Raw genomic sequence first — 14284 nt, forward strand, 5'->3', positions numbered from 1 at the left:
CCTCAGGCAGTCCGGCCGGAGAGCCGGGTGGGCGGCACGGAGGGGGCGTCGGTCCCGGCGATCGACAGCGACCCGGTGTCGGCCGACGCCTGGTCGGTCAGCCAGCGCTGCTCGGCGGAACCGTCACGGACCTTGACGACGATGTCGGCGCCCTCGTCCTTGGTGGTGGACGTCAGCGCGAGCCCCTCCTGCCAGCGGGCCAGCAACTCGCCCCGCACGGTGAGGTCGTAGCGGACGTCGTCGCCGCGCTCGGAGTCCTCGGGGGCACAGATGCCGAGGATGACGACACCGGCGTCCGCACGCGAGTCCAGGCACAGGCTCGGATCCGCCACGCTGCGCAGCAGTCCGTCGACCTCGTACGACCACTGCTGGGTCGCGTCGGACGAGCAGGCGGCCAGTTCGGTCCCGGCGCCGGCCTTGACCTCCCCGTGGATGCCCAGGCACAGGTTCGCGGCCTCGTTGCGCAGCGTGGACTGCAGGGGTGCGGTGGGGAGTTGGGCGGTGCCCGGCCGGGTGGTCGTTTCCGGGGCACCGGTCGCGGCGGCGGACTCGGTCGGGTCGGTTCCGCCGTCCGGAGCAGCCCACAGACTGGAGACGAGCACGCCCGCCAGGAGCCCGGCAGAGGCGATACCCACGCTCGTGAGCAGCGCCCGGGTGGGCCGAGGCACCTCGGCGATACGACGACGGGCCGGCGCGGGGACACGGGACAGGATCCGCTGGCGCGCTCTGCCGTGCCGACCGGAGCCGCGTGCCCGCGTGGCCTGCTCGGCGCGGCCGGGACGGGAGTCGAGATAGCGGCGCGCTCCCCAGCCGAGCACGGCCTCGGCGAGCAGCACACCCAATCCGCTCTCGAAATGACTCAGTTGTTCGGCGGCGAAACGGCAGTAGCGGCACTCTCCGAGATGCTTCTGCACATCCGGAAGCAGTGCGCCGCCGCGGCGGATCGGGACATCGAGGAGTCGGTTGTAGAAGCGGCAATCCTTGCTCGGCGCGAGTTCCCGATGAGCATGTACACAACCCTCGCGGAATTTTTCACGTGCCTGTTCGAGAGCGGCCGTCGCGGTGTCGATGTCCATGCCCAGCAGTCCGGCGGGAACGGTTATCGGTTCCGCCTCGACCTCGGTGTGCCACAGCAGACACCGGGCGAGTCCGGGAAGGGCGTGGAATGAACGCTCGGCCAGCTTGCGATTTTCCGGCGTCATGGACTTCGCGGCACGCATGCCGCGCCCCCCGGCGGGTTTCACCAAATCCGGCAGAACACCGGATATTCGCTCCTGGGTCGACCACTGTCCGACGGTGTCCCGCACGGCCACGAGGAACCGCGGGCGCACCGCGTCGGCCGGCTCGCCGAGCGCCAGCCGGTCGAGAACCTGGTGAAACGCGGCGGCGGTGACCATGGAGGCGACGTCCGACTTCGCGGCGAGGCAGATGACCGCGTATTCATGAGCGGGCCGCCAGTGCCGCGCCATCAGCAGCGCGACGGAAGGAGAGGCCTCGGCGTCCGTACGGCCTCTCAGCCGGGTGGCGAGGCCCTCATCGGATTCTGCGGGAACCCCGCCGGGCGGGGGGTAGGGCGGGCGAGGAGGGTGGGGGGTGGGCACTGAGCGGATTCCTTCCCACGCGCAGGTGACTCTCAGATGTTCCGGCCGCCGAAAAGGGAACTCAGTGTTGGTGCGTACCTTTTGGGCGACGACGCGGGGAGCATGAATTCACGCGCGCCGATCCGGACCTGTTCCCCCCAGGACGAATGCGACTCCGCCAATGCCCCCCACATGCGCTGTTCACCCTTGCACAACACACTCATGACCAACAAGGCACTCGAGCAACATCCGCCTCATTGAAAGAAAGTCAGAAGGGGCCGCAACTCGCCTCTGGGCACCTGTTTTCCCGTTTTTCCCCGCGCCCCGTGTGAATCAGGCGCACTCGCCGGTGCGCCGCGCACGCTCCCCCACGCACGCCCCCGCGTAGTCCACTGGGGGCGGCCCACCTCGGAAGGCCGCGCGCAGGACGGCGGCTCTCTTGCGCGAACCCGGCCGCCGGCCCTGTTCCTCCCGCCCTCGGCCGGCGGCCCCGGGGCGGGCGGCGTTGCGTCGTCCGGCCGTGTCAGATCTGCCAGGAACGCAGCCGGTCGGCCGCGCCGTAGATGTCCGCCTTGCCGGAGATCAGGTCGCGGGCCAGGTCGACGAGGGCTCCGTAGGGCGGGTCGATGCCGACGTCGCTGACGAACATGTAGGCCACGGCGGTGGCGCAGGCGAAACGGGCGTTGGCCGCCGGCAGCGGCTTGAGCAGGGCGAGGGTGTGCAGCAGGGCGGCGGCCCGCCAGGCCGGGTCGGAGTCCACGCCGAGGCGCGGCGGATCGACACGATGGCGGGCGACGGCGGCGACCAGGGCCGAGAAGTCGTTGATGGTCGGCTGGTCGGGCAGGACCTCTTCGTGGCGCTGGAGCAGCCACGGGACGTCGATATGGACGACGGGAGCCATCGGTCAGGCGACCCGCCCCTCGCTCTTGATGGCTGGTTCGTCGTCGGGGAAGGCGGCCGCGAACTCGTCGGCGTGGGACGCGAAGAACCGGCGGAAGGCCTCCGCGCCCTCCTGCAGGGCACGGTGGCGGGCTATGTCGGCGGCTGCGGCCTCACGCACGAGGGCCTTCATCGACGTACCCCGCTCCTTGGCGATCTGCCGCAGGTCCTCCAGTTCGCGGTCACTGAACTCCACGTTGAGGGCTGGCATGCATTTCAGCGTACCGCGCGGGTACTGACTCGTAAATACCACCAGGTCACAGCGCGAATACCCCGGTACCCCAAGGTCGGAACGCCATGTCCGATTCCCGCCGGACGCGCCATGGGCGGGGCGGCAGACTCGGAAGCGAGAGCACGACGAACGAACCGCACAGGACGGTGACCCTCTCATGACGCTCACCACGGACCGGGCCCGCCGCCGCGTCGACGGGACGGACTGGGCCGCCCTCGCCGAGGAACTGGACACGTACGGCAGCGCGCGGACGGGCCAGCTGCTGACCCCGGCGGAGTGCAGCGACCTGGCGGCGCTGTACGAGAAGCCGGAGCTGTTCCGGACCACCGTCGACATGGCACGGCACCGCTTCGGCTCCGGCGAGTACCGCTACTTCACCCATGACCTGCCCGCTCCGGTGGCCGCTCTGCGCGCCACGCTCTATCCGCGCCTGCTGCCCATCGCCCGTGACTGGGCGGCCCGGCTGGACCGCCCGGCGCCCTGGCCGGACTCGCTCGACGAGTGGCTGGAGCGCTGCCACGCGGCCGGGCAGGACCGGTCGGCGCAGATCCTGCTGCGCTACCGGCAGGGCGACTGGAACGCGCTGCACCGTGATGTGTTCGGCGAGATGCTCTTCCCGCTCCAGGTGGTCGTCGGACTCGACGCGTACGGCACCGACTACACCGGCGGCGAGTTCCTGATGGTGGAGCAGCGGCCCAGGGCCCAGTCGCGGGGCACCGCCACCGCGCTCGAGCAGGGTCACGGTCTGGTCTTCACGACCCGGGACCGGCCCGTGCGCACCCGGCGCGGCTGGTCTGCCGGGGCGATGCGGCACGGGGTGAGCCCGGTGCGTTCCGGCCGCCGGTACTCGCTGGGGCTCGTCTTCCACGAGGCGTCCTGACTCCGGCACGGGCGGGCGGTGAGACGTAGGTCACAATCCGGCCGTCGATGTCACAATCCGGCCCCCTGCGGCCCTCGCAGTAGTGAGCGCACCACTGCGGAGGCCTGTTCATGTCCGAGTTCCCTGTGCCCGACACCGACGAGCGACTCAGCGAGGCGACCGGAGTCTTCGTCGACCACCGTGAGCTGTTGTTCGGCCTCGTCTACAACATCCTGGGCAGTGTCGCGGACACCGAGGACGTGCTCCAGGAGACCTGGCTGTCCTGGACGGCCCGGGGCCGGGGCCGCGATCTCGACGGGATCGACAATCCCCGGGCGTATCTGGTCCGGATCGCCGTCAACCACGCGCTGGGACGACGGGCCGCGATCAACCGCTCCCGTGAGACCTACGTCGGTCCCTGGCTGCCGGAGCCGCTGGTCGCCGACGACGGCGCCGACGATCCCGCGCTGCGCACCGAGTCCGTGTCGCTGGCGATGCTGGTGGTGCTGGAGTCGCTCACGCCACTGGAGCGCGCGGTGTTCGTGCTCAACGAGGTGTTCGGGTACGCCCACACCGAGATCGCGGAGCTGATCGATCGCACCCCGGCGGCCGTACGGCAGCTGGCGCATCGGGCGCGGGCGCATGTGCACGCGCGACGGCCGCTGTACCAGGCGCATCCACGGGTGCGCCGGGAGGCGACCGAGCGGTTCGTACAGGCCGCCCTCGGCGGGGACATCGCCGCGCTGATGGAGATCCTCGCACCGGACGTGACGGTGTGGTCGGACGGCGGCGGCAAGCGCAGGGGCGCGGCACTGCGCCCGGTGCGCGGCCGGGACAAGGCGGTCCGCCTCATCGGCTCGCTCAGCGCCCGGGGTGCCGCACAAGGCCTCGAACTGCGCTACCGCCGGGTCAACGGCGACGAGGCGATGGTGCTGTTCCAGGGCGACGAGCCGTACGCGGTGATGGTCATGGACCTCACGCCCGAGGGCGACCGGGTGTCCGGCGTCTACATCGTCGCCAATCCCGACAAGCTCACGCACGTCCACAAGGAGGAGGCGTGACCACCACCGTGCGGCCCGGGAAGGGCGAGCGGCTCGCCGACTGGTTCGACGGCCGCCTCGGCACCCACACGCTCGGCAAGAAGTACCTGCGGAAGGTCTTTCCCGACCACTGGTCGTTCCTGCTCGGCGAGGTCTGCCTGTACAGCTTCATCGTGCTGATCCTCACCGGCGTGTGGCTCACCTTCTTCTTCCATCCGTCGATGAACGAGGTGGTGTACCACGGCAGTTACGTCCCACTGAACGGCGTCCGGATGTCCGAGGCGTACGCCTCCACCCTGGAGATCAGCTTCGATGTGCGCGGCGGGCTGCTGATCCGGCAGTTGCACCACTGGGCGGCGCTGATCTTCGTGGCCGCGATGCTGACGCACATGATGCGGCACTTCTTCACGGGTTCGTTCCGCAAGCCGCGGGAGATCAACTGGCTGTTCGGCTGGTCCCTGCTGTTCCTCGGCCTGTTCGAGGGCCTGATGGGCTACTCGCTGCCGGACGACCTGCTGTCGGGGACGGGGATGCGGTTCGTCGAGGGCGCGCTGCTCTCGGTGCCGATCGTGGGGACGTATCTGACGATGTTCCTGTTCGGCGGCGAGTTCCCCGGCGACGACATCGTGGCCCGCTTCTACTCGCTGCACATCCTGGTGGTCCCCGGCATCATGGCCGCGCTGGTGGTGGCGCACATCCTGCTGGTCTTCTACCACAAGCACACGCAGTTCGCGGGCCCCGGCCGGACCGAGCGCAATGTCGTCGGCTCGCCCTTCATGCCGGTGTACATGGCGAAGGCGGGCGGCTTCTTCTTCCTGGTCTTCGGCGTCCTCACCCTGATCGCGGCGATCGCGACGATCAACCCGGTCTGGCAGTACGGCCCCTTCCGCGCCGATCAGGTCTCCACGGGCGCCCAGCCGGACTGGTATCTGGGGTTCGCCGAGGGTCTGGTCCGGGTGATGCCGGGCTGGGAGATCAATCTGTGGGGGCACACGCTGGTCATGGGTGTGCTGATCCCGGTCGTCGTCTTCCCGCTCCTGTTGCTCTTCATCGGCGTGTATCCGTTCCTGGAGGCCCGGATCACCGGCGACAAGCGGGAGCACCACCTCCTGGACCGGCCGCGCAACCGCCCTGTGCGTACGGGCATCGGCGCGGCCTGGATCAGCCTCTATCTGATCCTGCTGGCGGGCGGCGGCAATGACATCGTGGCGACCCGGCTCCATCTGTCGATCAACACGGTGACGTGGGCGGTGAGGATCGCCGTGTTCGTGGTCCCGGTGCTCGTCTTCGTCGTCACCCGGCGTATCTGCCTGGGCCTCCAGCTCCGCGACAAGGAGCTGGTGGCGCACGGCCGGGAGACCGGTGTGATCAAGCGGCTGCCGCACGGCGAGTACGTCGAGGTGCACCAGCCGCTCGATCAGGCCCGGCTCCACACCCTGACCGCCCATGAGCGGCCAGGGGAAATGGTGGAGGTCGAGCGGGCGAGCCTCAGCCCTGATCCGCCACGAAGGACGCCATCCGGGTCAGGGCGGAGTTCCAGTTGATGGTGTGCTCGTTCGTCGACCAGGACTGGATGTCGTCGATGTAGCAGAACTGGCCGACGCAGCCCTGGAGTTTGCTCTGTGCGTAGGGGTCCTGGATGCTCGAGTTGGGGCCTCCGGCGAGCGTGCCCTTCGGCGGGTTCGGCAGATTCGGGTCGAGCTGGCGGGCGTACCAACGGCTGTGCTGGTTACGGGCGTCGACCTCGCCGTAGCCGGTGACGTAGGAGATGTTCAGCGCGTTGCGGCCGAGGATGTAGTCCATGCTCTGCAGCGCGCCGTCCCGGTACTTCGAGGCGCCGGTGAGGTCGTAGCCGGTGGCGATGACGACCGCGTTGTGCAGGATCTGGTGGTTGGAGCCCCAGTCGTAGAGGTTGCCTTCGGGGGCGTACGGCATTCCGTACGGGTGTGACTTCAGGGTGGCCAGGTAGGTGTCGGCGCCCTTGATCACCGACTGGCGCACCTTGTCCCGGCCGGGCAGCTTGCTCGGGACGGTCGCCAGGTCCAGTCGGCCGGCGGCGGCCGTCCTGGCCCAGTCGTAGCCGAGGGGCCCGAAGATGTCGGCCGTGTGGACCGGCGAGTTCAGGATGTGCTGCTCGAAATCCTTCTGCCCGGTGGTGAGGTACAGCTCGGCGGCGGCCCAGTAGAACTCGTCGGTCGCGTCGGTGTCCGGGTAGGCGCCGCCTCCGGTGCCGTCGTTGGGGTCGGGGTGGACCGCGGGGTGCGCGAGCGCCGCGGACCAGGCCTTGCGGGCTGCTGCCAGTGCCTCGGTCGCGAACTGGCGGTCGTACGGCCGGTACAGCCGGGCCGCCTGCGCGGCCGTCGCCGCCAGGTTCAGGGTCGCCTCGGTCGTCGGCGGGTGCAGTTCGCGCTTCTGCGGATCGTCACTGGGCAGCAGGGGCAGGCCGGTCCACTGCTCGTCGTGCATCTTGTGGTGGGCCATGCCCGCGAGCGGCTGCCCGTCCGGCACCTGCATCTTCAGCAGGAACTCCAGCTCCCAGCGGGCCTCGTCGAGGATGTCCGGCACCTTGTTGCCGCTCTCCGGTATGGCGAGCGAGCCGTCGCCGAGCTTCCCCGGGTGGCCGGTGCGGGCCAGCAGGGAGCGTTCGTAGGTGCTGAGCACCTCCCAGGTGGAGATGCCGCCGTTGACGACGTACTTGCCGTGGTCGCCGGCGTCGTACCAGCCGCCGGTCACGTCGAGCGTGTAGTCGCAGACGCCGGGCTGGCAGGGGACGTTGGCGTCGCCCTGGTTGGGTGCGACGTTCACATGGCCGGCGGGGCGTCCGTAGCCGGGCCGCAGGTCGTCGCGGATCGCGATGCCGCTGCGCTGCGTGTAGTAGTACTTCACCGCGTCCACGCGCAGTTGCTCATAGGCGCGCGCGTCGATGTCGAACGGGCGGCTCGTCTCCCCGTCGGCGACCAGCGTGAAGCCCTGACCGCGCCCGCGGTAGCGGCCGAAGTCGATCGAGTGGACGTTCTGCGCGGACGACACGTCGGTGCCGCGCGGCACGGTCCAGCCGTGGGCGACCGTCGTCCCGGCGGCGTTCTTCACCTGCCAGGGCAGCTTGCCGGTGGCGTCGGTGACCAGCGTGGCGTTCTTGGGTCCTGCGGGCAGATAGGCGACCTGGTTGACCCGCACGCGCGGCCCGGTGTCCGGCTCGTACGGCTCCGGCTCCACCCCGCCCAGCAGCGACACGTCGTCCATGCAGAACCGCCAGTCGTCCGCCTGGCCGCCGAGTTGGAAGCCGACCTGGCCCTGGGTGGTGTCGACGGGCGAAGTGAACGTGTAGGCATACGAGTCGCCGGAGACGCTCAGCTGCGGGCTCACCTCGAACCAGGTGTCGTACGGAGCCACCGACAGCCCCACGATGGCACGCACCACATGACCCGCGGGCGTGCCGTTGGCGGTGAAGGAGATCCGGTACGACTCCCCCTTCGCCAGGGTGACGTCGTTCTGGCCGACGGCCGCGTCCCAGCGGTTGGCGGTGCCTCCTGGCACGTCCGCGCAGAGCTGTCCGCCGGACAGACCGGCGGTGACGTTGCTCGTCGTCCACCAGGGATCGGTGGTGGTGTCGAAGGTGCCGTTCTTGAGTTGCTCGACCTCGTCGGCGGCGGCGGGCAGCGCGGTGAGCGCCGCCGCCAGCAGGGCCGTCAGGGACAACAGGGCGGTTCTGCGTCTTTTCACGTCTGGGCTCCTCGGGAGAGGTACGGGTGACGCTACCGGCGTGGGAGCGCTCCCAGATGCGGGCGCGAACCATGCTTGTGGGTGAGTTGACGGCACGTCAACGGTCCGGACGGGACTGGCTGGACACCGTCCCGCCCGGACCACGCGGGCCGATCAGCCGGCCGGGGCCTCCAGCCTGCTGATGCGTACCGCCCCTCGGGCCTCGCCCGGATGACCACTCGTCATGGTGAGCCGCAGCCGGGAGCCCCGTACGGCGTCGAAAGTGATCACGGTCGGCTCGTTGGAGGCGCCGGCCCAGTCGACGGCCGCCCCGTCGACCGGCTCATACCGGCGCCCGTCCCACACCGCGACCTCGACCGACGCGGGCAGCGAGTGCGTCGAGTCCACGGTGAACGAGGCCTCCACCCGGTCCAGGGTCCGGGACCGCCCCCAGTCGACCGAGACCCAGTCCGCCTCCCGGGCCCCGTCGAAGGCGGGCAGCAGGGGCGTGGCGGCCTTGAAGAAGCCGTTGGACCAGCCAGTGGCCGGGTCGCCGTCGAGCATCGCGGCGGGCAGGGTGTCGGGGCGGCCGGAGTAACTGGCGTCCGCGTAGGGGTAGTTCGGGGGCGCCGGATGGTCGGGCTTGAAGGTCGCCGCGGGGGTGGTCGCCGCCGACGGGGCGGGAGTGGTGCGCACAGCCGCCGTACCCGTGCGCAGGCCTTGCGCCCGCGCCGTCACCTTCAGCGTGCCCGCCTTCGTGCCGGACCGGACGATCGCGAGCGCCTTGCCGTGAAAGGCGGTCCGGGTACTGGCCTGATAGCGCTCGGCGCTCTCCTGCCGGCCGTTGTCGAGCCCGGCGAGGGAGCCGCCGGTCACGTCGAAGGCGATCAGATGCTCGGCGTCGGGCACGACCACGCCGCGGGCGTCCACGACCTCCGCGGTGAGGAAGACCAGCGAACGACCGTCGGCGGCAAGGGACTTGCGGTCCGGGGTGAGCCGTACGGCATACGGCTTTCCGGCCGTACGCAGCACATCCGTGGCGACCACCTTGCCGTCGCTGCGGGCCACCGCCTTCAACTCGCCGGGTGCGTACGGCACTTTCCAGGTCAGATGGAGCTTGCCCGCACTGCCGTTCGGGCTGGTGTAACTGCCGGGGTAGGGGCCGTCGGTGAACGTCTTGTCGTCGCCGGTGGCCTCCGTGGTCTCCAGGTAGGCACGGCCGTCGACGGTCTTCTTCGTGTCGAAGCGCCGTACGCCCTGGGAGGTGCCGTTGAGGAACAGCTCGACGGTGTCGACGTTGGCGTACGCCCACACCTCTACGACATCCCCCGGTGCGTGGTTCCAGGTCATGGGCAGCAGATGCACCATCGGCTTGCTGATCCACTGGCTCTGGAACAGGTAGTACATGTCCTTCGGGAAGCCCGCCGTGTCGACCGCGCCGAAGAAGGACGCCTTCACCGGGAAGACGTCGTACGGCGTGGGCTCCCCGATGTAGTCGATGCCCGACCACAGGAACTGGCCCGTGAACCACTTCCGGTCCCGGTCCTTCTTGTGGCCGTACTCGCCGCTCATCGTCCAGGAGGCGAGGTTGTTGTCGTAGGAGGAGGTCGCCCGCTTGCCGGGGGTGTAGTTCTCGCCGGTGTTGAGGCGCTCGGGCTCCTGGTAGGTGCCGCGGGTGGAGGTCTCGGACGAGGACTCCGACTCGAAGAGGAACAAGTGGGGGTAGGCGGCGTGGAGTTGGTCGACGGACTTGGCGGTGTTGTAGTTCAAGCCGAGCCCGTCGAGCTTGGCCAGCATCAGGTCGGCGGCCGAGCCCTTGGCCGGGAGGCGGCGGTATTTGTCGGAGCCGATGACGAGGGGGCGGGTGTCGTCGGCGGCCTTGATGGCGGCGATGATGCGGTCCGCCATGGCGAGTCCGGCGGTGGTCGTGGAGTCGGGGACCTCGTTGCCGATGGACCACATGATGACGGCGGGCGAGTTGCGGGCGGCGCAGACCATTTCGGTGGTGTCCTTCTCGCACCACTCGTCGAAGAACCGGCCGTAGTCGTAGCGGTTCTTGCCGGTGCGCCAGCAGTCGAAGTTCTCCACCAGCATCACCACGCCCAGCTCCTCGCAGACCTGGATGACCTCCGGCGCGGGCGGGTTGTGCGAGGTGCGCAGGGCGTTGACGCCCATCGACTTCATGATCACCATCTGTCTGCGCACCGCGTCCTCGCTGACCGCCGCGCCGAGCGCGCCCAGGTCGTGGTGCAGGTCGACGCCCTTGAGCTTGGCGGGGACGCCGTTGAGCTGGAATCCGTCGTCCGGGTCGATGCGGAAGGTGCGGATGCCGAAGGGGGTGCGGTAGGTGTCGACCGCCTTGCCGTCGATACGGAGTTCGGTGTGGAGGGTGTAGCGGTGGGGGTCCTTGAAGTCCCACAACCTGGGTCTGTCGACGGTGAGTTCATGCGTCTGTGTCGTCCGGTCGTCGACGGTGACGGTGGTGGACGTCCGGGCGACCGTACGGCCGTCGGCGTCGACGGCCCGCGATCTCACCTCGACCTCCCGCACGTCTCCCGACTCGTTCACCACGGACGTCCGCACCCGTACGACGGCCCGCTCCTCGGTGATCTCCGGCGTGGTGACATAGGTGCCCCAGCGCTCCACATGCACCGGCTCGGTGACCACCAGCCGGGCCTCGCGGTAGATGCCGCTGCCCGAGTACCAGCGGCTGCTGGGGAGTTGGTTCTGCACTTTGACCGCGAGGACGTTCTCGGTGGTGCCGTCGGTGTGCAGGAGGTCCGTGAGGTCGAAGGCGAAGCCGGTGTAGCCGTAGGGGTGGCGGCCGACTTCCTTGCCGTTGCAGTAGACGTACGCGTCCATGTAGACGCCGTCGAACTCCACCGAGATCCGGCGGCCGGCGAAGGCGGGCGGCAGGGTGAAGGCGAGGCGGTACCAGCCGAGGCCGCCGGGGAGGAAGCCGGTGCCGCTGGTCGTGCCGTGCTCGGTGGTCGGGGTCTGCTCGATGCTCCAGTCATGGGGGACGGCGACCTCGCGCCAGTCCGAGTCGTCGTATGCGGGCGCGGCGGCGTCGCCGTAGGCGCCGGCCGGGTCGGTGATGCCGCCCGGGTTGACCAGCGCGAAGCGCCAGCCGTCGCGCAGGGCGACGGTACGGCGGCCGGACGCGCCCGCGACCGCCTCGGCGGCCCGTGCCACCGGGGCCAGGAGCACCCCGGCGGCGGGTGCGGTCGTAGAGGCGATCAAAACCGATCTGCGAGTGACCGTCATGGCGGCTCTCCCTCATCAGGGCCCAGAAGTACTCACAACTGATCGTGAACAAACAGATTCTGACGGTGACCCACGTGAGGCCGTCAAGGGGCGCGTGAGGTGCTTCTGTCCCAGGGGCCACATCGGCCGGAACTCTCTCTTGACCCAGGGTGCCGGACGACTCACGGTTCCCGTTCGCGCGGGGGCGCGACGCACTAGGCTGGAACTGAAGTGACCCATCTGTTCACTGTGCGTACGCGCGATGGAGCGACGACGATGAGCCCGGTGTATCCGTTCGACGAGGCCGCCACGGCCCGGGCTGTCCTCGACGGCGACGGCACGGTGACCGAGTGGAGCGAGGGGGCCCGGCGGCTGCTGGGCTGGACGGCCGAGGAGGTCGTGGGGCGCCCCGCCGCCGAGCTGATCCAGGGCCCGCCGCCCACCGTCCGCCCGCCCCGCTGGAACGGAACGGTCACTTTGCGCCACCGCGACGGCCATACGGTGACCGTGTGGCTGCTCGTCCACCACCGGAAGCCCAAGAACGGCGGCACCGGCGACTGGCTGGCGGTCACCCCGCTGGAGGGCGACCGGCCGCAGCAGCCCGACGATCCGCTGGAGCAGGCCGGCCTCATCCAGTCCCCCTGTGCCGTCGCGATCTACGACGAGCGGCTCCGGCTGCACCGGATCAACGACGCCATGGCCGAGGTGATCGGGCTGCCCGAGGAGCGGATCCGCGGACTGCGCGTGCCCGAGCTCAGCGGCCGGCTGGACGGCGAGCGGATCGAGCAGCGGCTGCACCGGGTCCTCACCACCGGCCGGGGCGACGACGTACGGGCCTATGTGCCGATCGGCGTGCACGGCCGGGTCAATGCCTGGCTGGCCCGGATGGCACCGATCACCGACGCCGCGGGGCGGGCGCGCGGGGTGTGTGTCGCCGTGCACGACTTCACCGAGCAGTACGAGTCACGCGAGCGGCTCCAGCTGGTCAACGAGGCGAGCGTCCGCATCGGCACCACCCTGGACATCACCCGCACGGCACAGGAACTCGCGGACGTGTGCGTGCCCGCGCTCGCCGACTTCGTCAGCGTCGACCTCCTGGACCCTCCCGAGCCCACGGGCGAGCCCGCCACCGGGCCGGTGACCGCGCCGGTCACGCTGCGTCGGGCGGCCCATCAGTCGGTCAACCCCGGCAGCCCCGAGGCCGTCCTCAAGCCGGGCCAGCTGGACGTGTACCCGGCCACCTCGCCCCAGGCCGACTCCTTGCTGGCCGGCCGGACGATCGTCGCGGCGGTGCCCTCCGGCGACCTCACCCAGTGGCTGGCCTGGGACGAGGCCCGCATGGAGCGGGTCAGGGAGTACGGCATCCACTCCACGATGGCCGTGCCGATCCGGGCCCGCGGCGCGACCCTCGGCGTCGCCGTCCTCACCCGCTTCCGCCGCCCGGACCCCTTCACGCCGGACGACGAGCTGCTGGCCGAGGAGATCACGGCCCGCGCCGCGGTCTGCATCGACAACGCCCGCCGCTACTCCCGCGAACGCGAGACGGCCATCGCCCTGCAGCGCAGCCTGCTCCCCCAGTCACTGCCGCGCACAGCGGCGCTGGACGCGGCCTCGCGCTATCTCCCGGCGGCGCGGGCCGGGGTGGGCGGCGACTGGTTCGATGTGATCCCGCTGTCCGGGATGCGGGTCGCGATGGTCGTCGGGGACGTCGTCGGCCGCGGCATCCAGGCCTCGGCCACCATGGGCCGGCTGCGCACCGCCGTGCGCACGCTCGCCGACATCGACCTGGCCCCGGACGAGCTGCTCACCCACCTCGACGACATGGTCGTACGGCTGTCCGCGGAAGCCGGCGGCGACAGCAGCACCGCCGCGGTCGGCGCCACCTGCCTGTACGCCGTCTACGACCCGGTGTCCCGGCGCTGCACGCTGGCCCGCGCCGGGCATCCGCCGCCCGTGATGCAGCCGCCCGGCGGCCGGCCCCGGCAGGTCGACCTGCCGGCGGGGCCGCCGCTGGGCCTGGGCGGGCTGCCGTTCGAGTCGGCCGAGATCGAACTGCCCGAGGGCACGGTGCTCACGCTCTACACCGACGGGCTGATCCAGTCCCGCGACCGTGACGTCGACGCCGGGCACGCGCTGCTCTGCGAGGCGCTCGCCGCCCCCTCCGGCTCCCTGGACGAGACCTGCGACCGCATCCTGCACACCCTGCTCCCCACGGGCGGCGCCTCCGACGACGTGGCCCTGCTGCTCGCCCGTACCCAGGGGCTGCCCGCCGCCCGCGTCGCGACCTGGGACATCCCGGCCGACCCGGCGCTGGTCGCCCCGATCCGCAAGCAGGTCGTCGGGCAGCTCGACCTCTGGGGGCTGCCGGACGCCTCGTTCACGGCGGAGCTGGTGGTGAGCGAGCTGGTCACCAACGCCATCCGGTACGGCACCCATCCGATCAGGCTGCGGCTCATCCATGACACGGCCACGCTGATCTGCGAGGTGTCCGACACCAGCCATACGGCTCCGCATCTGCGGCGCGCCAAGACCTGGGACGAGGGCGGGCGCGGTCTGCTGCTGGTCGCCCAGCTCACGCAGCGCTGGGGCAGTCGGCACACGGCGGACGGCAAGACGATCTGGGCGGAGATCGGGCCCCTCAACGCGTAAGCGCTCCGCTGGTTGTGCCGCGATATGCCGTCGTTCG

9 protein-coding genes are annotated in these 14284 nt (G+C 70.4%); 4 read left to right on the forward strand and 5 right to left on the reverse strand.

All coding sequences use genetic code 11. The features are described from left to right. Positions 1-2 precede the first annotated feature (2 nt). From AB0I98_RS17925 to AB0I98_RS17935, 3 genes are all read right to left on the reverse strand, one after another. The gene (locus AB0I98_RS17925; protein WP_362942274.1) at positions 3-1601 is read right to left on the reverse strand and encodes an RICIN domain-containing protein; all 1599 of its coding nucleotides are present in this window, start codon (positions 1599-1601) and stop codon (positions 3-5) included. Between the two features lie 502 nt (positions 1602-2103). Further along, positions 2104-2481 carry a toxin Doc gene (locus tag AB0I98_RS17930; RefSeq protein ID WP_210569979.1) on the reverse strand — a complete coding sequence of 126 codons (378 nt, stop codon included), beginning with the start codon at positions 2479-2481 and terminating at the stop codon, positions 2104-2106. 3 nt (positions 2482-2484) lie between these two features. Then, positions 2485-2730 carry a hypothetical protein gene (locus tag AB0I98_RS17935; RefSeq protein WP_210569977.1) on the reverse strand — a complete coding sequence of 82 codons (246 nt, stop codon included), beginning with the start codon at positions 2728-2730 and terminating at the stop codon, positions 2485-2487. Positions 2731-2908: 178 nt separating this feature from the next. On the opposite strand from AB0I98_RS17935, the gene AB0I98_RS17940 reads away from it, so the two are divergent. The 3 genes from AB0I98_RS17940 (at position 2909) to AB0I98_RS17950 (ending at position 6194) form a co-directional block, all read left to right on the forward strand. Further along, positions 2909-3631, forward strand: coding sequence for a 2OG-Fe(II) oxygenase (locus AB0I98_RS17940; RefSeq protein ID WP_362942277.1), 723 nt, complete (start codon positions 2909-2911; stop codon positions 3629-3631). A 110-nt stretch (positions 3632-3741) separates the two neighbouring features. Next, the gene (gene sigJ / locus AB0I98_RS17945; protein ID WP_362942280.1) at positions 3742-4671 is read left to right on the forward strand and encodes an RNA polymerase sigma factor SigJ; all 930 of its coding nucleotides are present in this window, start codon (positions 3742-3744) and stop codon (positions 4669-4671) included. After that, entirely contained in the window at positions 4668-6194 is a 1527-nt protein-coding gene (locus tag AB0I98_RS17950; RefSeq protein ID WP_362942283.1) for a cytochrome bc complex cytochrome b subunit, read from the forward strand. The genes sigJ and AB0I98_RS17950 overlap by 4 nt, the downstream gene beginning before the upstream one ends. Here AB0I98_RS17950 and AB0I98_RS17955 read toward each other — a convergent pair. Continuing rightward, positions 6139-8373 (reverse strand): glycoside hydrolase family 9 protein, encoded by a 2235-nt coding sequence (locus AB0I98_RS17955; RefSeq protein WP_362942286.1) that lies wholly within the window; start codon positions 8371-8373, stop codon positions 6139-6141. The genes AB0I98_RS17950 and AB0I98_RS17955 overlap by 56 nt on opposite strands. A gap of 153 nt (positions 8374-8526) precedes the next feature. Beyond that, positions 8527-11619 (reverse strand): glycoside hydrolase family 2 TIM barrel-domain containing protein, encoded by a 3093-nt coding sequence (locus AB0I98_RS17960; protein ID WP_362942289.1) that lies wholly within the window; start codon positions 11617-11619, stop codon positions 8527-8529. Between the two features lie 255 nt (positions 11620-11874). On the opposite strand from AB0I98_RS17960, the gene AB0I98_RS17965 reads away from it, so the two are divergent. Next, entirely contained in the window at positions 11875-14247 is a 2373-nt protein-coding gene (locus AB0I98_RS17965; RefSeq protein WP_362942292.1) for a SpoIIE family protein phosphatase, read from the forward strand. The last annotated feature ends 37 nt before the right edge of the window (positions 14248-14284 follow it).

Origin of the sequence: Streptomyces sp. NPDC050211, from assembly GCF_040656035.1 — a bacterium.
GTDB lineage: Bacteria > Actinomycetota > Actinomycetes > Streptomycetales > Streptomycetaceae > Streptomyces.

What these genes read in the sequence shown, in the direction of transcription:
- AB0I98_RS17930 (WP_210569979.1), bottom strand. Translation starts at nt 2,481, where the DNA reads ATGGCTCCCGTCGTCCATATCGACGTCCCGTGGCTGCTCCAGCGCCAC.
- AB0I98_RS17935 (WP_210569977.1), bottom strand. Translation starts at nt 2,730, where the DNA reads ATGCCAGCCCTCAACGTGGAGTTCAGTGACCGCGAACTGGAGGACCTG.
- AB0I98_RS17940 (WP_362942277.1), top strand. Translation starts at nt 2,909, where the DNA reads ATGACGCTCACCACGGACCGGGCCCGCCGCCGCGTCGACGGGACGGAC.
- sigJ (WP_362942280.1), top strand. Translation starts at nt 3,742, where the DNA reads ATGTCCGAGTTCCCTGTGCCCGACACCGACGAGCGACTCAGCGAGGCG.
- AB0I98_RS17960 (WP_362942289.1), bottom strand. Translation starts at nt 11,619, where the DNA reads ATGACGGTCACTCGCAGATCGGTTTTGATCGCCTCTACGACCGCACCC.
- AB0I98_RS17965 (WP_362942292.1), top strand. Translation starts at nt 11,875, where the DNA reads ATGAGCCCGGTGTATCCGTTCGACGAGGCCGCCACGGCCCGGGCTGTC.